The sequence below is a fragment of the Psychroflexus maritimus genome (genome assembly GCF_011089875.1).
GTDB lineage: Bacteria > Bacteroidota > Bacteroidia > Flavobacteriales > Flavobacteriaceae > Psychroflexus > Psychroflexus maritimus.
This window is the reverse complement of sequence record NZ_JAANAS010000039.1, coordinates 1-20210: the sequence shown is the minus strand read 5'-3', so window position 1 is coordinate 20210 and position 20210 is coordinate 1. Positions and strand designations below refer to the sequence as shown.

The 20210-nt window shown below is 33.0% G+C and carries 21 protein-coding genes; 2 read left to right on the top strand and 19 right to left on the bottom strand.

Annotated features, from left to right (window positions below; all coding sequences use genetic code 11):
• Window positions 1-35 precede the first annotated feature (35 nt).
• Window positions 36-1322 (bottom strand): fumarylacetoacetase, encoded by a 1287-nt coding sequence (gene fahA, locus G7034_RS04515; RefSeq protein WP_166399778.1) that lies wholly within the window; start codon window positions 1320-1322, stop codon window positions 36-38.
• Between the two features lie 111 nt (window positions 1323-1433).
• Here fahA and G7034_RS04510 point away from each other — a divergent pair, with 111 nt between their 5' ends.
• A complete protein-coding gene (locus G7034_RS04510) occupies window positions 1434-2708 on the top strand; it encodes a serine hydroxymethyltransferase (protein ID WP_166399777.1) in 1275 nt (424 codons plus the stop codon).
• A gap of 74 nt (window positions 2709-2782) precedes the next feature.
• Here the strand turns inward: G7034_RS04510 and G7034_RS04505 are convergent, their stop codons facing one another.
• The 16 genes from G7034_RS04505 to G7034_RS04430 all read right to left on the bottom strand — a co-directional run bounded on the left by G7034_RS04505 (window position 2783) and on the right by G7034_RS04430 (window position 17575).
• Window positions 2783-3202, bottom strand: coding sequence for a hypothetical protein (locus tag G7034_RS04505; RefSeq protein WP_187349860.1), 420 nt, complete (start codon window positions 3200-3202; stop codon window positions 2783-2785).
• Window positions 3203-3265: 63 nt separating this feature from the next.
• Window positions 3266-4780, bottom strand: coding sequence for a histidine ammonia-lyase (gene hutH, locus G7034_RS04500; protein ID WP_166399776.1), 1515 nt, complete (start codon window positions 4778-4780; stop codon window positions 3266-3268).
• A 60-nt stretch (window positions 4781-4840) separates the two neighbouring features.
• Window positions 4841-6343 (bottom strand): NAD(P)H-hydrate dehydratase, encoded by a 1503-nt coding sequence (locus tag G7034_RS04495; protein WP_166399775.1) that lies wholly within the window; start codon window positions 6341-6343, stop codon window positions 4841-4843.
• Window positions 6344-6397: 54 nt separating this feature from the next.
• Window positions 6398-7555, bottom strand: a complete 1158-nt coding sequence (locus tag G7034_RS04490; protein ID WP_166399774.1) for a lycopene cyclase family protein — start codon at window positions 7553-7555, stop codon at window positions 6398-6400.
• Complete coding sequence (locus G7034_RS04485; protein WP_166399773.1) at window positions 7542-8177, bottom strand: carotenoid biosynthesis protein; 636 nt, start codon at window positions 8175-8177, stop codon at window positions 7542-7544. Before G7034_RS04485 ends, G7034_RS04490 begins: the two co-directional genes overlap by 14 nt.
• A complete protein-coding gene (gene crtD / locus G7034_RS04480) occupies window positions 8170-9657 on the bottom strand; it encodes a 1-hydroxycarotenoid 3,4-desaturase CrtD (RefSeq protein WP_166399772.1) in 1488 nt (495 codons plus the stop codon). Before crtD ends, G7034_RS04485 begins: the two co-directional genes overlap by 8 nt.
• Window positions 9658-9661: 4 nt before the next feature.
• Window positions 9662-10105 (bottom strand): sterol desaturase family protein, encoded by a 444-nt coding sequence (locus G7034_RS04475; RefSeq protein ID WP_166399771.1) that lies wholly within the window; start codon window positions 10103-10105, stop codon window positions 9662-9664.
• A gap of 9 nt (window positions 10106-10114) precedes the next feature.
• Entirely contained in the window at window positions 10115-10954 is an 840-nt protein-coding gene (locus G7034_RS04470; protein ID WP_166399770.1) for a phytoene/squalene synthase family protein, read from the bottom strand.
• Window positions 10955-10971: 17 nt separating this feature from the next.
• A complete protein-coding gene (locus G7034_RS04465; protein WP_166399769.1) occupies window positions 10972-12429 on the bottom strand; it encodes a phytoene desaturase family protein in 1458 nt (485 codons plus the stop codon).
• Window positions 12429-13328 (bottom strand): MerR family transcriptional regulator, encoded by a 900-nt coding sequence (locus G7034_RS04460; protein ID WP_166399768.1) that lies wholly within the window; start codon window positions 13326-13328, stop codon window positions 12429-12431. The genes G7034_RS04465 and G7034_RS04460 overlap by 1 nt, the downstream gene beginning before the upstream one ends.
• A gap of 139 nt (window positions 13329-13467) precedes the next feature.
• A complete protein-coding gene (locus tag G7034_RS04455; RefSeq protein WP_166399767.1) occupies window positions 13468-13974 on the bottom strand; it encodes a TrmH family RNA methyltransferase in 507 nt (168 codons plus the stop codon).
• Window positions 13974-14621: a DUF4159 domain-containing protein gene (locus tag G7034_RS04450; RefSeq protein ID WP_166399766.1), complete on the bottom strand. Its 648-nt coding sequence runs from the start codon at window positions 14619-14621 to the stop codon at window positions 13974-13976. The genes G7034_RS04455 and G7034_RS04450 overlap by 1 nt, the downstream gene beginning before the upstream one ends.
• Window positions 14618-15337, bottom strand: coding sequence for a 16S rRNA (uracil(1498)-N(3))-methyltransferase (locus G7034_RS04445; RefSeq protein WP_166399765.1), 720 nt, complete (start codon window positions 15335-15337; stop codon window positions 14618-14620). The genes G7034_RS04450 and G7034_RS04445 overlap by 4 nt, the downstream gene beginning before the upstream one ends.
• Window positions 15337-15972, bottom strand: a complete 636-nt coding sequence (locus tag G7034_RS04440; RefSeq protein ID WP_166399764.1) for a peptidylprolyl isomerase — start codon at window positions 15970-15972, stop codon at window positions 15337-15339. The genes G7034_RS04445 and G7034_RS04440 overlap by 1 nt, the downstream gene beginning before the upstream one ends.
• Before the next feature lie 21 nt (window positions 15973-15993).
• Entirely contained in the window at window positions 15994-17019 is a 1026-nt protein-coding gene (gene tsaD / locus G7034_RS04435) for a tRNA (adenosine(37)-N6)-threonylcarbamoyltransferase complex transferase subunit TsaD (protein ID WP_166399763.1), read from the bottom strand.
• A gap of 70 nt (window positions 17020-17089) precedes the next feature.
• Entirely contained in the window at window positions 17090-17575 is a 486-nt protein-coding gene (locus tag G7034_RS04430; protein ID WP_166399762.1) for a DUF192 domain-containing protein, read from the bottom strand.
• Between the two features lie 133 nt (window positions 17576-17708).
• On the opposite strand from G7034_RS04430, the gene G7034_RS04425 reads away from it, so the two are divergent.
• Complete coding sequence (locus tag G7034_RS04425; protein ID WP_166399761.1) at window positions 17709-18797, top strand: CNNM domain-containing protein; 1089 nt, start codon at window positions 17709-17711, stop codon at window positions 18795-18797.
• A gap of 147 nt (window positions 18798-18944) precedes the next feature.
• On the opposite strand, the gene G7034_RS04420 is transcribed toward G7034_RS04425, so the two are convergent.
• Window positions 18945-19790, bottom strand: coding sequence for an IS3 family transposase (locus G7034_RS04420; protein WP_246166746.1), 846 nt, complete (start codon window positions 19788-19790; stop codon window positions 18945-18947).
• A gap of 50 nt (window positions 19791-19840) precedes the next feature.
• The gene (locus tag G7034_RS04415; RefSeq protein ID WP_166399759.1) at window positions 19841-20152 is read right to left on the bottom strand and encodes a transposase; all 312 of its coding nucleotides are present in this window, start codon (window positions 20150-20152) and stop codon (window positions 19841-19843) included.
• Window positions 20153-20210: the final 58 nt, after the last annotated feature.

The following is a 20210-nucleotide window of genomic DNA, read 5'->3' as shown; positions in this document are numbered from 1 at the left end:
ATTGACTTGGACTTTTCATATAAACTCGCACTAGGTTACTTTTTAGGCTTAAAAACTGGTAGAACTTCAGTAGAGACTTCTCCAAATCCAATTCTTGATTGATGATTCTGGCAAAATCCTCTCATTGTTACTTTATCATAATCTTCAATAAACTTTCGCTCTTCACCATTCTTTAATTTGATTGGCTTAGAACCTCTCCAAGATAATTCTAACATAGAGCCATAAGAGTCTGGAGTTGGTCCTGAAATTGTTCCACTAGCTAACATATCACCACTATTAATAGGACATCCATTTACTGTATGATGAGCCAACTGCTGACTCATGTTCCAATACATGTATTTAAAATTAGATTTTGAAACAATTGTTTCTTCCCCTTTTTGAGGGGTAATACCTACTTCAAGGTTGATATCAAAACTTTTCTTCCCTGAAGTTTGTAAATATGGTAAAAGCTCTTTTTCAGGTTTCGGCCCCTCCACTCTAAAGGGCTCTAGCGCATCTAGAGTAACAATCCAAGGAGAAATTGAAGAAGCAAAATTCTTGGCTAAAAATGGACCCAGCGGCACATATTCCCATTTTTGAATATCTCTTGCACTCCAATCATTAAACAAAACCATTCCAAAAATATAACTTTCGGCTTCCTCAATAGGAATTGGTTCACCAAGTTGATTAGAATCGGTAGTAATAAATGCCATTTCTAGTTCAAAATCTAATAAACGTGAAGGACCAAAAATTGGTTCATCAGCACCTTGGGGTAGTTTTTGGCCTTGAGGTCTGTGAATAGGTATTCCGCTAGGAATTATCGAAGAACTTCTTCCATGATAGCCAACAGGTATATGAAGCCAGTTAGGCAACAAAGCATTATCTGGATCTCTAAACATCGTTCCAACATTTGTAGCATGTTCTTTACTTGAGTAAAAATCGGTATAATCACCTACTTGAACAGGCATTTGCATTTCAATTTCATCCAAAGTAAAAAGAACTCTTGTTCTATGTTCTTTGTTATTTTTTAAAGTTACATTGTTTTCATCAAAAATTTCAGCAATACGGTCTCTTACTGCACGCCAAGTTTTTCTACCATCGGCAATAAAATCATTAAGCGTATCTTGAAGGAAGATATCATCAGTAAGTGGTATTCCTTTAAAATAGCCTAATTGATGTAAAGCACCTAAATCAATGGCAGTATCTCCAATTCGTGTTCCAATGGTAACTATATCATCTCGAGTTAAAAATACTCCAAACGGTATGTTTTGTATAGGGAAATCACTGTTTTCAGTAATTTCTATCCAAGTTTTTCTATTGGGGTCATTAGCTTTTAATGGCATATTTGTTGATTTATTGATTAAATTGTTATAATGAATTCTCAAATATATAATTTTACGTGAATTTAAAGAATACATTTCATACTTTTGAAGCATATTTAACGAATTAAAAATATGGCTAGAGATATTGAAATATTTAATTTAATAAAAAAAGAAGAGGAACGTCAACGAAATGGTCTAGAACTTATTGCTAGTGAGAATTTTGCAAGCGATGATGTTATGGCAGCAGCAGGTTCTGTATTAACCAATAAGTATGCTGAAGGCTATCCAGGGAAAAGGTATTACGGTGGGTGTGAAGTAGTTGATGAAGTTGAAAATTTAGCAAAAGATAGACTTAAGCAATTGTTTGGTGCAGCTTATGCAAATGTTCAACCACATTCAGGCTCACAGGCCAACACTGCAGTTTTTTCTATGATTTTAAAACCAGGCGATAAAATTTTGGGTTTTGATTTGGCTCACGGTGGACATTTAACCCACGGTTCTCCAGTGAATTTTTCAGGAAAATTATATCATCCTGTTTTTTACGGAGTTGATAAAGAAACTGGCAGAATTGATTACAATCAAGTTAGAGAACAAGCACTAAAAGAAAAGCCTAAATTGATTATTGCCGGAGCTTCAGCTTATTCAAGAGAAATTGATTATAAAAAATTTAGAGAAATAGCTGATGAAGTAAATGCGTTATTACTTGCAGACATGGCGCATCCCGCTGGATTAATTGCAAAGGGATTACTGCAAAGCCCCCTACCCCATTGCCACATCGTAACCTCTACTACCCATAAAACAATACGAGGACCCCGTGGTGGCATTATTATGATGGGCGAAGATTTTGAGAACCCATTTGGTTTGAAATTAAAAAATGGTAAACTAAAAAAAATGTCTAGCTTGATGGATAGTGGCGTATTTCCAGGTAATCAAGGAGGCCCTTTAGAACATATAATTGCAGCTAAAGCTGTTGCCTTTGGGGAAGCGCTTGAAGATAGTTTCTTGGTTTATCAAAAGCAAGTAATTGAAAATGCACATGCTATGGCAAAAGCTTTTATGGAGCTTAATTATGGAATTATTTCAGGAGGAACTGATAATCATATGATGCTTATCGACTTAAGTAATAAAAATATTACTGGTAAGGAAGCTGAAGAGGCACTTGGAAAGGCTGGAATTACTGTGAACAAAAACATGGTTCCATTTGATGAACGTTCACCTTTTGTTACTTCAGGGATAAGAATAGGGACACCTGCAATTACTACAAGGGGCTTAATAAAAAGTGAAATGAAAGACGTTGTACAACTAATTGACCAAGCAATAATGAATCATAAAGATGAAGCTTTATTAGCAAAAATAAAATTACAAGTACATGAAATGATGACAAATCGACCTCTTTTTAAATCTTAAGATAGAATCTCCTAAAAAACAAAAAACCCGAAGTAGCCTTATTACTTCGGGTTTTTTAATAAAAGTGTTTTGGCTTAATTGTCTTCAACACTTGATTCTAAGACCACCTGTAATCCTGGATGTTTATTGTTTGCTTGGTCTTCAGCAGTAATCATAAAATACGAAGGTTTGTGGGGTGTAGTAGTTGTCATAGAAGCATTTCTAGAAGAAGAAAACATACTTTTACTACTCTTAAGCTGTCCTAAGTTAATAGTGTCTTTGTCTGTTTTTATCCAAACTACATACATCAACCTTGGCGGACTTAAACGGTCTGGACTGGTAAGGTTTTTAACTTCCAAATCTATTTGATAGTTATTATTCTTGTCTTTTTTTATTTTAGCTACTGCATCTGCTGAAGGTATAACCTTAGACACAGGAAAAATAATTTTTTGTGAGCAGCCAATAAGTAAAATGGATACTAAACTCAATAATAAAACGGAACTAATTTTTTTCATGATTTTCTAGTATTTATGTTTTTAATAGGTATGCAAATATCTGATTATTGTGTAACAAAACTATCATAGCTTAAAAATATCATAATCAAATGTGTAATTTTCAATAAAGTGAAGTGCTTTACGCATTTCATCAGCCATTAATTTGTCCTCTTTTACAATCTCAACTTTTTTTCTAAACGCTTCAACAAATTCTTGAATTTTTGAAGACGACTTTAAAGGTTCTCTAAAATATAATGCTTGGGAAGCATTAAATAATTCTATGGCTAATATTTGTTTAGTGTTTTCAACGACTTTTACAAGTTTTGTTGCAGCATTTGCGCCCATACTTACATGGTCTTCTTGTCCATTAGAAGACACAATTGAATCTACCGAAGCGGGTGAACACAATTGCTTATTCTGACTTACAATACTAGCTGCGGTATATTGAGGAATCATAAATCCAGAGTTTAAACCCGGATTATTTACTAAAAAATCTGGTAAGCCACGTAAACCTGAAACTAATTGATAAGTTCTTCGTTCAGAAATATTGCCTAATTCAGAAAGTGCTATAGCTAGATAATCCATAGGCAAAGCTATTGGCTGACCATGAAAATTACCACCTGATATAATTTTGTTGTCTTTTACAAAAATATTGGGATTATCTGTTACCGAGTTAATTTCGGTCTTTACCGTTTGATAAACAAAATGAAACGTGTCTTTACTAGCTCCATGAACTTGTGGAATACATCTAAATGAATAAGGGTCTTGTACATTTTTCTTCTCAACTTTAGCTATTTCACTTCCAGCTAATAAGTCAAGAATGCGTTGAGCAGTTTTAATTTGGCCACGGTGAGGCCTTACTTCGTGTACTAGCGGATCAAAAGGCGACATATTACAATCAAATGCATCTAAAGATACACAAGCAATATGATCTGATAAATGTGAGATTTTAAAGGTTTCAATTAAAGCATAAACTGCATGAGCACTCATAAATTGAGTACCGTTTAACAGAGCCAGACCTTCTTTAGATTGAAGCTTTAAGGGAGTTAAACTTAACTTTTCTAAAGCTTCAGCAGAAGTCATTTCTTTACCTTGGTAATTAACATTTCCTTCGCCTAACAAAGGCAAAGAAAGATGAGCTAAAGGAGCTAAATCTCCTGATGCTCCCAAAGAACCTTGTTCGTAAATTACAGGTAAAACATTATGATTGTAAAATTCAATTAAGCGTTCTATGACGGCCAAAGAAATTCCTGAATTTCCATAACTCAGAGATTGAATTTTCAATAATAGCATAAGCTTTACAATCTTGGTTTTTACTTTGTTTCCTGTACCACAGGCATGAGACAAAACCAAGTTCTCTTGTAATTGAGATAGTTTATTGTCAGAAATTTTGATATTACACAAAGAACCAAATCCTGTGTTAATTCCATAAACAGGGGTTGATTCTAAATCTTGTTTTTCATCTAAAAAAGTTCGTGCTTTTTGTATATTTAACTTTGCCTCTTCACTCAAAGCCAACTTTTTGTCTTGTTCAAGTATATAATAAATGTCTCGAATATCAATTACAGAAGTGTCAATATAATGGGTTTCTTTTTGCATAGTCCTTGTTCAATTTTTTATATAAAAATCTTAATAAAACGATTGCGAAAATAAGAAATTTTAATCGATTTTTGATTCGAGCAACTGAAAAGCTTTACCTAAATAGGAAATAACATCAGTGGCTATAAGACTATGTTCACTAAAGGATTCAAGGGCTAAATCTGCAGCTACGCCATGTAGATAAACACCTAATTGACACGCCTCTAAAACCTTGTAGTTTTGTGCTAAAAGTGCAGTTATAACTCCAGCTAAGACATCTCCACTTCCGGCTTTTGCTAGTCCTGGGTTTCCTGAAGAGTTAAAATAAAAATTCGTTCCATCGCAAATGCAAGTATGCGCTCCTTTTATGATAAGAACAACTTGATAAGTTTTACAAAATTGCTTTGCTTTATTAAGCTTATCAAAATCATTGTCCCACTCACCAACAAGTCGCTTAAGCTCTCCTATGTGTGGAGTTAAAACAGAGTTTTTAGGTAATAATTTCAACCAGTTTTTTTGCTTGCTGAGTAAATTAATGGCGTCGGCATCTAAAAGTAACCGTTTGGGTTGATGCGCTAATACTTCTTCCATCAGTTGAACTGCATTGTTTGATAATCCTAACCCCATCCCTACTCCAATTGCATTCCAATTAGGATTTGATTTTAAAGCTTTCGGACAATTTTGAATATAAATTGACTCAAGTGCATGCTGTGCTAAGACCAATCTGCCAGTTTTATCAAGATGCGTATAAACTTTACCCGCACCACTTCTTAAACAGGCCTGTGTTGTCATGATCACACTTCCCCACATTCCCTCATATCCTCCTATTAATAAAGCATTACCAAAACTTCCTTTATGAGAAAATTTAGCTCGTTTTTTTAAAATTGAAGAAACATCAGATGTGGTAATATAATTATATGGCGTTTTAGTTTGCTTGATTTTTTCTTCTGAAAGTCCAATATCAATGAGCTTAAAATTTTCTACATAATGACCTGTTTCTGGTAATAAAAATGGCAATTTTGGTAGTTGGAAAGTTAAACATAAATCAGAAATCACAAACTCTTCATCCGTTTCAATTGATTGTTCTAAGTACATACCCGATGGAACATCAATAGAAATTTTAAAGGCTTCTGTCAAGTTGATTTTCTTTACCAACTCTTGAATAAAACCCGGCATTCTTCGGTTCAAACCCACACCAAAAATAGCATCTATAATGCAAGTTGCAGGATTTAAATCTGGTATTTCATTCTGATTTTGAACGGTATTAATTTGAATTCTGTTTTCTTTTAAAAACTTTATGTTTTTTTGATAAGCTTTTGATGTTGAGCTGGAGTAAGCTACTTCAAAAACTCTTATTTTTACTTGTTTTTGATTAAGCATTCTAGCAAGTGCTAATCCGTCTCCACCATTGTTACTTGTTCCACAAAAGATGTAAACAAAATCCTTTTCAGGATTAATTTTTTTTAGAATTTCTAAAAACGCTCTACTAGAAGCGCGTTCCATTAATTCCCAATCAGATAAGCTTTGTGAGTTCATGGTAAAAGCATCAACTTCAGCTAATTCTTTTGCGTTTAATATTTTCATTACTTTGAAATTTGCAATAAAATAGTCAAAATATAAGACAACGAGATAAGAAGTTTAAAAAAATCGTCTCAAATGATTTCCAAATGCTTGGATAAAAGCCATGGAGGTAACGGAACTAATAATTTTTAAGTCGTCTGCAAAACTACTTTCGTTATCTAAAAATCGGAATAAGGTTTGAATATCATTTTTACCGTAAAGTTGGTAAAAGACTTTTTCACCTAGCTCGTTTTTATGCTGGAGGACATCTAAAAAAATATCATCATAATGACGGTATTTAAAAGCCTGATGAAGTTTTTGGGGTGACTTTCCAGAACTTATCAAATGGACAATTTCCTGTGATTTTCTCTCTGAATTTTTAAATGAATAACCTGTTGAAGCTTTTACCCAACCTCCTGCTGTTCCTATTTTTTGTAATTGTTCTTTATGGTCTTTTTCAAAAGGAAATGTAGTCATTGGAATTACTCCTTGTTCTTTTGATAGAACCTCAAAGTCCTTCAGCTTCAAAATTTCTTTGATATACTTAATCAAATGATTTTCATAAACTTCGGTGGTAACTATTTGAGGCGAAAAATAAGTAAATTCAACTAAAGCTTTGGTTGATGAGTAAGGTAAAACATAAGTAAAACTTGTGGTGTCTCCATCTTTAATTCGGTAATCCATCATAGTGAAGCAATCTGGATCAAAAACGGGTTGTTCTGTTTTAATTTCCCAGCCTAAAAAATGTTGGTAAATTAAATTGCTATCTGAAGACTTAATGCGATTTAATTCAGGTAAACGACTATCAAAAATATAATCGGCTTCATACTTATCTTGATGGGTAATTACTTTAACTGAACTTGCTGAATATTCTACCTCTAGCACTTCTTCCTGCCTCCAGGAAATGTGCTGAAAATTAGACAGCTCTTTTTTAGCTTCATTATAAAAATCTAAAGACGAAATGGTTTTGTAACGGTAAGGATTCAAATTCATTTCCACTCGTTTTCCCTGAGCATAGATATCGCCTAGTTCCCATTGTTTTTTGGTAATGTGATCCCATTTTCCTTGCCCTTTTTCCCAGAAACTCCAAGTTTTATCGGCCTGTTTTTTAGCTTCCTTTTCCAAAATAATTATTTGGTGCTGACTAAAAAAATGGGACGAAGCCATTTGCATAGCTAAATGCAATCCAGAGGCTCCAGCGCCAATAATGATATATGTTTTTTTAGTAGTAGGCATAGAAATAGCTAAAAAAGACTAATTGAACCAAAAATATATGCAAACTTATTTGGAAGTTACCTTTAACTTTAAAAAGTTGGAAGATACAATTAAATCCAAAAGCAATAATTGCCCAGGCTGTGTAATTAGACAATGGAGCTATACCACCTTCAAACTTCCAAAAGTCGAAGATAGGTGCTGTTTTTTCCATTAAAAAGTCTAGAAGTAGCATTAAACCTGTTCCTATAAGTGCCTTTAGCAACCAATTGGCATGGATTTTATTAGCAACAGCCCCAGAAATATAGGTTAATAAAGCCCAGTTAACTCCAATAAAAATGGGAACACCTCCTATTTTAGTACCCAAATTTTCGCCATATTCATAATCGCCAAAGAGCAATGAGTAATTAACGCCTAAATATTCAAAGAAAACCCCAGCTATACCCAAGCCAATAAATAAAAATATTTTTTTAAATGTATCGATTTTAAAGAAGAAGATGAGTACCAAAACTGTCACTAATAAGTTAAGTCCAGTTCGTTCAACAAACCAATTGCGATTACCAAAAGTAATACCTAAAATTCCAGAAACATGAAAAAGCCAAAGAATAAAAATGGCAATGTAGTGAAGTGTCTTTTGATTAAGCATAGGTCAATTTTAAATCAGAAACACAATCGCTTACAATTTTAGAAGACAACAAACACAAAGGAATTCCCCCACCTGGGTGAACTGAGCCTCCGCAAAAAAAGAGGTTATTGTATTGCTTAGAAAAATTTGGATGTCTTAAAAAAGCGGCCATTTGGTCATTACTTGAAGCACCATAGAGAGAACCCCGATGTGAGGAAGTTGATTTTTCAATCTCTACAGGATCCCAAACGTACTCCGATTCAATTAAAGGAGCTAGGTCAGTATTTAATATCCTATTAATTTTAGCAATTACCTGTTTTCTTAGTTTTTTTCTAATTTGCATCCAATCTTGTCCATAGTTGGCAGGTACATTAATCATTACAAACCAGTTTTCGGCATCACTTGGTGCATCTGATTTATCTTCTTTTGAGGTAATATTAATATAAATTGTAGGATCTTCGTAAATTTCCTTTTCATTAAAAATAGCTTCAAACTCTGCTTGATAATCTTCAGAGAATAAAATATTATGCAAATCTAATTCTGGAAATTCTTTTTTTATTCCCCAATAAAAAATCAACGCTGAGCTTGAACGCTCTTGATTTAGTGTTTTTTTGGGTTGTATAGCTGTTTTCAATAAACTGGAATAACTACTAAAAATATCCATGTTTGAAACTACTATATCACCCTCATAAAATTGATTATTTACTTTTAATCCATTTACCTTTTTAGTATCGGTTACAATTTCATCTACTTTTGCATTTAAGTGAAAAACTACGCCTTGATTTTCTGCAAAACGAGTTAAAGATTGTGAAATCTCATGCATACCTCCTACGGGATAAAAAGTACCAAAATACATTTCAAGGTGCGAAATCATTGACATAATGCCTGGAGTTTGAAAAGGAGAAGATCCGTTGTACGTAGCATAGCGATTAAATAGTTGAATAAGTTTTGGATTTGTAAAGTATCGTTGATTGGTTTGGTCTAGGCTTTCGTAAAGATGTAACTTGTTAACCTGAGCTATTGCCTTTAAAGTGTTGGCTGACAGGTAGGTTTTAGTCTTATGAAGCGATTTTTTTAAGAACAACTCTTGTGTTAAATCGTATTTCAGTTTATTCCTATCTAAATAAGCTTTAATGTTTGATTTAGGTTCGTCAAATACCAAACTTGCATCATTTATGAAGCTAGGCAAACTTTCTTTTACTTGAAATTTTGTTCCATCTTCCCAGAAGTAATTGCATAAATTTTCCTTCTTAATGTAGTTGAAATATGCTGAAGGTTCTTCATCAAAAAGTTGAAATAATTCATCAACTAAATGTGGCATAGTAAAAAGTGAGGGGCCTAAATCAAAACGGTATCCATCTTGTTTAATAGCATGCAGTTTTCCTCCTGTGTGAGGATTGCTTTCAAAAACTTGTACCTGATAACCAAGTTTAGTAAGGCGCAAAGAAGTTGCTATACCAGCAATTCCAGCACCAATAATAAGCGCAGTTGGTGGGTTCATAAGTTTATTTATTCTTAAAAAAGCGCAGCGGTGGAACTAACATTCCAAAGCATTCACTATCTTCTTTACCAAGTTGTTTATGATGAATTTTATGAGCTCTTCTAATAGCTTTAGCATACCAATGATTGGCTTTTTTGAATATTTTTATTCGTTGGTGAATAAAAATATCATGTACCATAAAGTAAGTAAAACCATAAAGGGCTATTCCACCTCCAATGGCACTTCCGTAAGGAACAAGGCCAGACATAAAGAAGAACATACTTATGGCTGCATAAAATATAAAAAAGGCATCATTTCTTTCCCACCATGATTTGTGGTCTTTTCTGTGATGATCTTTATGAAGTACCCATAAAAAACCATGCATTATATATTTATGCGTAAACCAAGCCATAAATTCCATAGCAACAAAACAAGTCAAGAATATACCTATCCAAATTAAAATTTCCATAATCTATAGTTATAGTAAGTTTAATCTACATGAAATAAATGAACGCGCCAAAAGCCCAGCTTTTTCATAGTTAGGAACCCTTATTCGTGTATTTTTAATTTCTAATGAAGGAGTAGATTTAAGCTTTTTGAGCAAGCGCAAATAATAAATATATGCAGTATAAACACCTAACTTAGCTTCTACTGGAAGTTGTACAATTCCTCGATAACCTTTTGCAAAATCGGCTTCAATTTCTTCAATAATTTCAATTTTAGTAGCTTCATCTAATTGTTCCAAATTCGCATTGGGGAAATAAGATCGGCTCAAAATTTCGTAATCGGCTTTTAAATCTCTTAGAAAATTTACCTTTTGAAAAGCGGATCCTAAACTTTTAGCATCATCTTTAAGCTGATTGTACATAGCATCATCTCCGTTCACAAAAACTTTTAGACACATTAAACCAACTACATCAGCGCTTCCGTAAATATAGTTTTCGTAATCTTCTTTAGTTGTGTATTCAGATTTATATAAATCTTTGCGCATAGAATCCATAAAAGCTTCATACAAGTCGGATGAAATCTTATACTTATGAACAGTTTCTTGAAAAGAATTTAAAATTGGATTTAAACTTATTTGGTGTTCAATAGCGTGATTTAAATCATTTTCAAAACGAAGGAAAAGCTCTTCTTTATTATAATTGTGAAATGTGTCCACAATTTCATCGGCAAACCTTACAAATCCGTAGATATTGTAAATATCTTGACGAATACTTGGAGACAATAATTTTGTTGCAATAGAAAAAGAAGTGCTGTAAGCATTAGTTACTTTTTCACTACAATTTCTTGACACATCATCAAAAAGTGATTTCATAGCAATATTTTTTCTTTTTATTGTTTTTGAATGAGTTGAGCCACCAATTTACCTGAAATTAGGGAAGGTGGAACGCCAGGTCCTGGAACACTTAATTGTCCGGTAAAAAACATGTTTTTTAGTTTTTTGCTTTTCAGCTTTGGTCTTAAGAAAGCTGTTTGTAATAATGTATTAGCCATTCCGTAAGCGTTACCTTTATAAGAGTTATAATCATTGATAAAATCATTCACACAAAAACTTCGTTGAAATATAATATTATCTTTTATATCTACCCCTGTAATTTGCTTAAATCTTAACATTATTTTCTCGAAATACTCATCCCTTAAGTCTTGCGTATCTTCAAGTCCTGGTGCAAGGGGAACTAGAAAAAAGGCATTCTCCATCCCTTCTGGCGCGGTATTAGGATCTGATTTTGAAGTAAAATTTGCATAAAAAAGCGGAGCAGTTGGCCACTTTGGGTCGGTGTAAATTTCTTTGGCATGTTGTTCAAAGTCGGTATCAAAAAATAAATTATGATGACTTAGCCCGTCAATTTTTTTATCTACACCTAGGTAAAAAAGCAAAGAAGAAGGAGCGAACACTTTTTTCTTCCAATAATCTTCAGAATATTGTCTAAATTCTTTGGGTAATAAGGTTTCGGTATGGTGGTAATCGGCTCCTGATAAAACTACATCAAAGTGTTTTTCTTCTCCATTTACTTTTACCCCTACAGCTGCATTATTTTTAACTAAAATTTCATCTATATTTGCCTTGGTCTGAATAGTTACACCTAAAGAATTTGCTAATTTTTCCATAGCAGCAATAACTTCAAAAAAACCACCTTTGGGGTGCCAAGTACCTAATCCAAAATCGGCAAAATTCATAAAATTATAGAACGAAGGAGTGGCTGATGGCTTTGCACCTAAAAATAATACTGGAAATTTCAAAATTTGCCTTAACTGTTCATTTTCAAATTCTCGATCTACGTCTTTCGATATATTACCAAAAAACTGACCTAATTTTTGAATGGTTTTAGGGGTGACCAATTCTAATGGAGAAAGCCCTGGTTTATACACCAAATCTTTAATGGCAATGTCATAATTATCGCTAGCTTCATCAATAAACTTTTTCAATTTTGTAGCTCCTCCTTTTTCTTTTTCTTCAAATACTTGATAGATTTTTTCTAGATTATCGCCTATTTTTATGGCTTCATCTTTACCAAAATATACAGTATAAGCAGGGTCAAGTTTGTCTAGGGTATAGTAATCTGAAGCCGACTTACCAAAATCATTAAAAAAGCGTTCAAAAACGTCTGGCATCCAATACCAGGAAGGTCCCATATCAAAAGTAAAACCATTGGCTTTAAATTGTCTAGCTCTTCCGCCAATGCTTTCATTTTTTTCAAAAACATGTACTTCAGCTCCGTCTTTAGCTAGATATGAAGCCGCCGCTAAAGAAGAAAAGCCGGATCCTATTATTGCAATTTTTTTTGTCATTATAAGTTGCGTGTAAGTTGATTGATGTCTTTAAAAGCCAAAACTCCACTAGGAAGCTTGAACTCTAAGTTGATTAATTCCTTTGCTTTTCTTCCTAAAAGCCAATATTCACTATTTGTGTTAGTTATTGTTTTTTGGTGTAGTTTTTCTACTAAATCCTCTACATTATCAGGCTTTACGGTGAGATAAGTAACAAAAGTAACCTCATCATAAAGCGTTGACAGAAAATCTAAATCCTCTAAAGGTAAACTATGGCCTAAAAATATAACTTTATAACCGTAAGCTAATAATTCGTAGTTTAAATAATAAAGACCTATATCATGTATTTCTTCCTCAGGTAAAAACAATACAAAAACACGATCATCTCTTGAAGGCTGACTAACCTGAAGCATTTCAATATTAATAAACAATTTTTGCTTCACTAAGTTAGTTATAAATTGCTCATGAGCAGGAGAAATTGTACCTGCTTGCCAGAGTATTCCTATTTCATACATTAAAGGAATAAAAACGTCATTAAAAATCTCCTGAAAAGTCTTTTTACTAGTTAAGCCTTCATAAGTTTTTAAAAATAAGGGCTGATCAAAGTTCATCATAGCCACTTTAAACGACTTAATTGCTCGGTCATAATTGCTTTTGCTTGTGGTAATTCGCTGCACTAAATCAGAAACTTCATTATTGTTCATTTCTGAAATTCTAGAAATTTTATAGCCGTTTTCATTCAAGAAAGCAACATTTAAAATTTTCTGAAGCCCAGAAATATCATAGGTTCTAATGTTTGAATCTGTTCGGTCAGGATTTAAGATTCCGTATCTTTTTTCCCACATTCTTATCGTATGCGCTTTGATACCACTAAGCAGTTCTAAATCTTTAATGCTGAAATTTTGTTTAATATTCCTCATAATATTGTTTAACAATTCAAAAATAAAATAGATTTTAGTTTTGTGTTCAAAAAACTAAGTTAAAAAGTTAAACAAAATAGTTTTCCTTCCTGAATTACTGTTTTTATGAACAATAAATGAAAAAATTAAGTCAAGTGTTTCAAATTTCTAAAGCCCTAATTTGAAAAAGTGCTATTCCTAAAGACTGTGCGACATTTATGCTTGAATTTTTTCCATACATAGGAATGTAGTAGGTTTCTGATAAGTAGTGAATAATTTGATTAGGAATTCCTGTACGTTCATTACCTACAAATAGTTGAACTGAAGAATGATTGTTATAGTGGTGAATTGGAATGGCTGAATCGGTAAGCTCTATTCCTATGGGAGTAAAATGAACTTTACTTTTACTAAGAAAACAATCTTCTAAGCTTTTTAAATAGGTAACTGTAATCTGTTTTTCTGTACTTCTTGAAACTCTTTTAAATCGGTTGCTTTCTATTAAATCCTGCTGATTTTCTAACAAATAGATTTCCTTTACGCCAAAAGCTTCTGCAATTCTAAATACACTTCCCAAATTAGCTGGTGAGGTAATCAATGAAGCATTAACAATAACCTCTTGTTTAGCGACTAGACTTGGGGTTTCTTCGTGGCTGAGTTGCAAATTCATTAGTTTTGAGTAAAAACAAAGTGTAAAATATTAGCTCCCATTTTTAAAGCTTTTAACCTAACTTCTTCTGGGTCTTGGTGTACTTCTTGGTCTTCCCATCCATTGCCTAAGTCAGATTCATAAGTAAATAGAAGAATCAATCTATCTTTGTCAAATAATCCGAAGGCTTGAGGTGGTTTAGCATCATGTTCATGGATTTTAGGTAACCCATTAGGAAATTCGAAAAATTGATTAAAAATAGGATGGCTTTTAGGAAGTTCGGTTAATTCTTGATTAGGAAAAACCTTCTTAATGGCTTCTCTAAAATAAGAATTCATTCCATAATTATCGTCAACGTGCAAAAAACCTCCGCTTAAAAGATAATCTCTTAAGTTTTTTGCATCTTCATCAGAAAAATAAACATTTCCGTGTCCTGTCATGTGTACAAATGGATACTCAAAAATTGCTGGACTAGAGGTTTCAACTGTAGCTGGTTGTGAAGCAATTTGTGTTCCTATAGTTTCATTAGAAAAAGCTATTAAATTAGGGAGCGAAGTAGGATTACTGTACCAATCTCCACCTCCTTGATATTTAAGTAAGGCAATTTCTTGCGAAAACAAATTCGACATAGAAAAAATCATCAATAAAAGGAAAAGTATTTTCTTCATGATTCAAATTTTGTTGCTACTTGCTGCACGGCAAAAATACCAGCTGTTTCCGTTCTAAGTCGGTTTTTTCCTAAGGAAACGGGCGTGAAATCATACGATTTTGCAAGATTAATTTCGCTAGGAGAAAAGTCTCCTTCAGGACCTATTAAGATATTAATACGTTTACCTGGAGCTGAATTCAATTCAGAAAATAAAAGCTTTTTTTGCTTCTCTTCTTCGCAATGAGCTACATAATTCTCACCTGTTTTGCTTTGTTGAAGTGCTTCAGAAAAAAGTGTCAAATCGTTTAATTTGGGTAAATGAAATTGTAGAGATTGCTTCATAGCGCTAACTATAATTTTTTGGTAACGCACTAACTTAATTTTTTTTCTTTCAGAATGTTCACAAACTAAGGGGGTTATTTCATCAATGCCAATTTCGGTTGCTTTTTCTAAAAAAAACTCAAAACGGTCGTTTGTTTTTGTGGGGGCAATATATACGTGCAGATAATAATCTCTTTGTTTGGGTTTATCAACAAGGCGAATTACTTTTAGTTGCGCTTTTTTTGGGTTTTCAGTATTAACTTCACATTCTAAAAGTTGACCTTTCCCGTTTGTTACCTGAACCTCATCGCCTATTTTTTTTCGAAGTACTTTTATCAGATGTCTTGATTCTTCAGCATCTAATTGAAATACATCATGTACTTTGGCTTGTATGTGATGAAAAAACAATTGCATTAACGTAAAGATTCTTTTTCTACAAGAATTAAAATTTCATTTAAAGAAGTAGGTGTATAATTTTTCCTTACCAAATAATACCAGTTTTTCTCTGGCAAATCAATTTCAAAAGTTTCATTAGCCAAATACTTAGGATTGGTAATAGCATTGTAAAAGTCAGCTGTAGTTTTTTCCTTTTTAAACCAACCAGAATCTCCTCCTCTAGTTGAGTTTCTATCCATAGAATATTGTCTTGCAACCGATTCAAATTTTACTCCATCGTCCAACAGCTGCTTCACTTTTTTTCTAATTTTCTGAATTTGTTCGTAATCATATTTATTACCATCTAAAAAAATATAATCAACTCGATAATGTTTATTTTTAGCTTCTGCAACAACTGTATAAATTGTATTTTCAGTTCTCCCTTTTTGGGTGTGTGATTTTCCTACTTTTTTATTGAATAATTTTTTAGCTAGTTTGGTATTGTGTTTTTTTTCATTAAAAACCTCTAGGTAGCCTTTAGATTTATATGCTTCAATTTCCTTTTCAGAAAGCCCAAAATCTAGTGCTTCGTTATGTTGCTGATTAAATAAGAGAGGTTGGCTAACGGCAACGAGATTGAAAAATAATAGTGAAAGTAAAAAAAATCGATTCATATTTAGTTTGTTCTAAGTGATTTATAATTGATTTAAGTGTAATCTTGCTTTTGCTCCTGTGGGAGTATTAGCTTTTCTATTTTGTAATAAACTGTAATACCCAACAACAGCAATCATGCCAGCATTATCTGTACAGTATTCAAATTTAGGAATAAAGGCCCTGATTTTTCCTTTCTCCTCTGCTTGAAGTAGTGCTTTCCTGATGGCAGAATTAGCTGAAACTCCCCCACCAATAGCCACATTTTTAATACCTGTTTGCTTTACTGCTTTGAAGATTTTATCCATTAAAATTTGCACCACTGTATATTGAAAAGAGGCGCAGATATCATTTAGGTTCTCTTGTATAAAGGCTGAATTCTTTTGATGCTCTCGCTGAAGAAAATACAAAACAGCCGTTTTAAGACCACTAAATGAAAAATTTAAGTCGCTTACTTTTGGTTTTGAAAACTGAAATTGATGTGGATTTCCAAGTCGAGCCAATTGATCGATCTGAGGGCCAGCGGGATAATCTAATCCTAGCATTTTCCCACATTTATCATAAGCTTCACCAATGGCATCGTCTAGTGTTTCGCCAATCACTTCCATGTCAAAGTAATGCTTAACTTTAACAATTTGAGTATGACCACCACTAATTGTTACGCCTAAAAATGGAAAATCAGGAGCTTTTTGAATTTCGTCATCTATAAAATGAGCCAAAATATGAGCTTGCATGTGATTGACTTCAATTAAGGGAATATTTAAAGCGTAGGCTAAGGATTTGGCAAAAGAAGCCCCTACCAAAAGCGAGCCCAATAAACCTGGGCCTTTAGTGTAAGCAATAGCGTCTAAATCGTTGAGTTGAAGTCTTGCTTCTTTTAAAGCTTGGTGAACCACAGGAACTATATTTTGCTGATGTGCACGCGAAGCCAACTCTGGAACTACACCGCCATAGGCTTGATGAACTTTTTGAGATGCGATAACGTTGGATAAGTTTATGTTGTTTTTAAAAACAGCCGCTGAAGTATCATCGCAAGACGATTCGATTCCTAAGATTATTTTATCTCCCAAATTTAAGTCGTTTTTTAAAATTTCAAATTTACTGAAATTTATAGGATTGAATACGTTTTCTACTTCAAATTTAAAGTCGCTTAAATTCAGCTATTGAACCCAATTCTACATTGTGATTTTCAACGAAGCCTGCATTAACTTCCAAGACATACATCGAAGGCTGCTTAGAAGAAAGTAATTTTTCATCTAAAGGTCGTGCATTTAAATTAAAATCTACTACCTTAAAATTCTTATCAAGATAGATTAAATCTAGCGCAATTTTTGTGTTCTTCATATAAAAACTTGGGCGTGGCCTTTCATCTTGATAAATAAACAACATGCCTTGATGATCATTCATTTTTTCGCGATACATCAAGCCTGTTTCTTGTTCGTATGGGGTTTCTGCTAATTCTAAATCAAGTTGTGTAAGGGGTTCGCCCTCTTCATTAAAAAGACTCATTTCGGCCTGTTTTTTGAATTCAATTTTGGCTCTTTTCACTGAAGTTGAATTGGAGGAAGTTGATTCTTTACAAGCAAAACCTAGCCCTATCAAAAACAACAGTAAGAAATATTTCATTTGCATTTCGTTTAATTTTTTATCAATAACATTTATTAAAAGGTAGTTGAAATTAATTGAGGCATAAAGGTAGTAATTTGAAGATATAAAAAACTAAAAATGTGATCCAAAATCGTATATTTGATGAAAAAAAATGATTACACTTCTTGCCTATTTATTCCTTGCCTTATTTGTTTCGTTTTTATGCTCTATTATGGAGTCTGTACTTCTTTCTACACCTCAATCTTTTTTGTTTGTAAAACAAGACAAAGGACATGAGTGGGCTAGTTCTTTTATACAACTAAAATTAACTATTGATAAGCCTCTTTCAGCAATTTTATCCTTAAACACGGTAGCACATACTATTGGAGCTGCTGGCGTTGGTGCTCAAGCGGTTAAGGTGTTTGGGGAAGCTTCATTTGGTATTGTTTCTGCTGTATTAACTATACTTATATTAGTAATAACCGAAATTATACCTAAAACAATTGGTGCTAAATATTGGAGAAACTTAGCTAAGTTTTCATATTTCACAATGAAAATAATGATTATTATTACTTATCCGCTAGTCATTATGTCTGCATTTATTACAAAAATGATTGCTAACAATAAAAATGATCACACAACAAGTAGAGAAGAAATTGCAGCTTTAGCAAGTATAGGAGCAGATGAAGGCCTATTTTCTGAAAAAGAAAACAAAATTATTCAAAATATACTCAAACTTAAAAACATAAAAGTAACAGATATATTAACGCCAAGAGTCGTGGTGGCTGTTGCTAATGAAGATATGCTCCTAAAAGAATTCTTAAAAAGTAAGGATTTTTTAAAATTTTCAAGAATACCTATTTATTCTGAAAATGAGGAAAACATTACAGGTTATGTGTTTAGGCAAGAAGTTTTTGAAAATTTAGCTGAAGACAAGCATGAACTAAAACTAAAGAATATTAAACGTGAGATATTGATTTTTCCTGATTCTACTGTACTATTGTCTTTATGGGAAAAATTATTAGAAAAAAAGGAACATATAGCATTAATTGTTGATGAATATGGGGGCTTAGACGGAATTGTAACAATGGAAGATGTCATTGAAACATTAATTGGACTCGAAATAGTGGATGAAAAAGACACCGTAACAGATATGCAAAAATTTGCACGAGAAAGATGGAAAGCAAGGCAAACTAAATATAATCTGATTAATAAATTAAACTTAGATGATTATGTTTTAGCCCCTATAAAACAAGAGTAATCTTTTAAATTTCGATTAGTATTCATTTTTGGTTTTTTCTTCGATTTTTGACTAAGCTGTAAAGTTATTTCCAATTTTTTTTTCTGGGCCTTTTGAATGGGCCCAAAAAAAATTAGAATAACTTTACTTGGCATACTTTTTAAGTCACTAAGCACTTTGTTTTACTGTATTTATTAAGTGTTTATCTGCCTCCCATTTTTCCATTGGTGTTATTCTTCCCAATAAACCATGTAACCTCTCGTTGTTGTAAAACAACACATATTCCTTCAGGATTTTTTCTATTTCACCAAAGGTTCTATATTCAAATCTTTGAAAAACCTCTTTCTTTAAAATTCCGTGATAAGCCTCAATATGAGCGTTCTCTTCTGGTGTTGCGACGTGTGTAAATTCTTGTGATACACCTATCAATCCTAAATATTCTCTTACATTTTTCGCTATAAACTGGCTACCATTATCACTTCTAATCACAACATTATCAGGATGCTGGTAGTTCATAAATAGTTCAGACAACAATGCTATTACTTGAGCCTGTTTAATTGAAAAGGCAAAAAGGTCTATTAATATTCTTCGCGTATGAACATCTATGACAGATAAAAGATACGCATTTTTACCAGCACTTGGTATCCAAACCATCTTTATGTCCATTTCTAGACAATCAAATGGTTTTGAAGTCTTTACTTTTCTAAACTTGACAAACTTGCGTCCAGAACCGCTTCTGTCAATGCGGTCTTCTAATTTCAATAGGTTAGCTTCTTTCATTATTCTATAAAGCTTTTTATGGTTTATAGTATAACCATCTCGTTGTAAATAAGAGGTCATTAATCTGTAGCCACAATCTATAAAAGGGTGACTTAGTATGGTCTTTACAGAATCGATAACAACATCCTGAGTAACTAATCCTTTCTTACTATGATAGGTGTACTTACTAGGCTTGTTCCCTTTTTTTCCTAAGCTTGGCTTACGATAATAACTACTGTGAACCATTCCTACCATATCAATTATCTTAGTTTTACTGATTTTATATTTGTTATAAATCATATCTACTAGATCTTTCTTGGATCGGACGTCCCAAACTTTTTTTTTAAAAGTTCACGCTGGACTTCCAACTCAATTTCCTTGTTACTTAAAAGCTTACGCAGTATTCTATTTTCCTCTTCTGCTTGCTTTAATTCTTTGCTACGAGTGTCATAGGTGACTTTTAACCCTGCTTCGCCTTGGCTATCAAATTTCTTCTTCCAACTATAGAAAGTGGCCGTACTGACCTTATATTTACGGCAAGTCTCAACGGTTCCTAATTCTTCAGATGAGGACAGAATTTTTAGTTTCTCCTCTAAACTCCATTTCTTGTATTTCATATCTCAAAAGTAGTATTTTGAAATTTAAAATATCACTCCGAACTTATTGGGGGCTAAA

Excerpts from the sequence above, each read along its gene's own strand:
- G7034_RS04415 (WP_166399759.1), bottom strand. The coding sequence starts at position 20,152 with ATGAAATACAAGAAATGGAGTTTAGAGGAGAAACTAAAAATTCTGTCC.
- crtD (WP_166399772.1), bottom strand. The coding sequence starts at position 9,657 with ATGAACCCACCAACTGCGCTTATTATTGGTGCTGGAATTGCTGGTATA.
- fahA (WP_166399778.1), bottom strand. The coding sequence starts at position 1,322 with ATGCCATTAAAAGCTAATGACCCCAATAGAAAAACTTGGATAGAAATT.
- G7034_RS04495 (WP_166399775.1), bottom strand. The coding sequence starts at position 6,343 with ATGAAAATATTAAACGCAAAAGAATTAGCTGAAGTTGATGCTTTTACC.
- G7034_RS04490 (WP_166399774.1), bottom strand. The coding sequence starts at position 7,555 with ATGCCTACTACTAAAAAAACATATATCATTATTGGCGCTGGAGCCTCT.
- G7034_RS04465 (WP_166399769.1), bottom strand. The coding sequence starts at position 12,429 with ATGACAAAAAAAATTGCAATAATAGGATCCGGCTTTTCTTCTTTAGCG.
- G7034_RS04450 (WP_166399766.1), bottom strand. The coding sequence starts at position 14,621 with ATGAAGAAAATACTTTTCCTTTTATTGATGATTTTTTCTATGTCGAAT.
- G7034_RS04425 (WP_166399761.1), top strand. The coding sequence starts at position 17,709 with ATGATTACACTTCTTGCCTATTTATTCCTTGCCTTATTTGTTTCGTTT.
- G7034_RS04430 (WP_166399762.1), bottom strand. The coding sequence starts at position 17,575 with ATGAAATATTTCTTACTGTTGTTTTTGATAGGGCTAGGTTTTGCTTGT.
- G7034_RS04420 (WP_246166746.1), bottom strand. The coding sequence starts at position 19,790 with ATGGTAGGAATGGTTCACAGTAGTTATTATCGTAAGCCAAGCTTAGGA.
- hutH (WP_166399776.1), bottom strand. The coding sequence starts at position 4,780 with ATGCAAAAAGAAACCCATTATATTGACACTTCTGTAATTGATATTCGA.
- G7034_RS04440 (WP_166399764.1), bottom strand. The coding sequence starts at position 15,972 with ATGAATCGATTTTTTTTACTTTCACTATTATTTTTCAATCTCGTTGCC.
- G7034_RS04475 (WP_166399771.1), bottom strand. The coding sequence starts at position 10,105 with ATGGAAATTTTAATTTGGATAGGTATATTCTTGACTTGTTTTGTTGCT.
- G7034_RS04455 (WP_166399767.1), bottom strand. The coding sequence starts at position 13,974 with ATGAATTTGCAACTCAGCCACGAAGAAACCCCAAGTCTAGTCGCTAAA.
- G7034_RS04505 (WP_187349860.1), bottom strand. The coding sequence starts at position 3,202 with ATGAAAAAAATTAGTTCCGTTTTATTATTGAGTTTAGTATCCATTTTA.
- G7034_RS04445 (WP_166399765.1), bottom strand. The coding sequence starts at position 15,337 with ATGCAATTGTTTTTTCATCACATACAAGCCAAAGTACATGATGTATTT.
- G7034_RS04510 (WP_166399777.1), top strand. The coding sequence starts at position 1,434 with ATGGCTAGAGATATTGAAATATTTAATTTAATAAAAAAAGAAGAGGAA.
- G7034_RS04470 (WP_166399770.1), bottom strand. The coding sequence starts at position 10,954 with ATGAAATCACTTTTTGATGATGTGTCAAGAAATTGTAGTGAAAAAGTA.
- G7034_RS04460 (WP_166399768.1), bottom strand. The coding sequence starts at position 13,328 with ATGAGGAATATTAAACAAAATTTCAGCATTAAAGATTTAGAACTGCTT.
- G7034_RS04485 (WP_166399773.1), bottom strand. The coding sequence starts at position 8,177 with ATGCTTAATCAAAAGACACTTCACTACATTGCCATTTTTATTCTTTGG.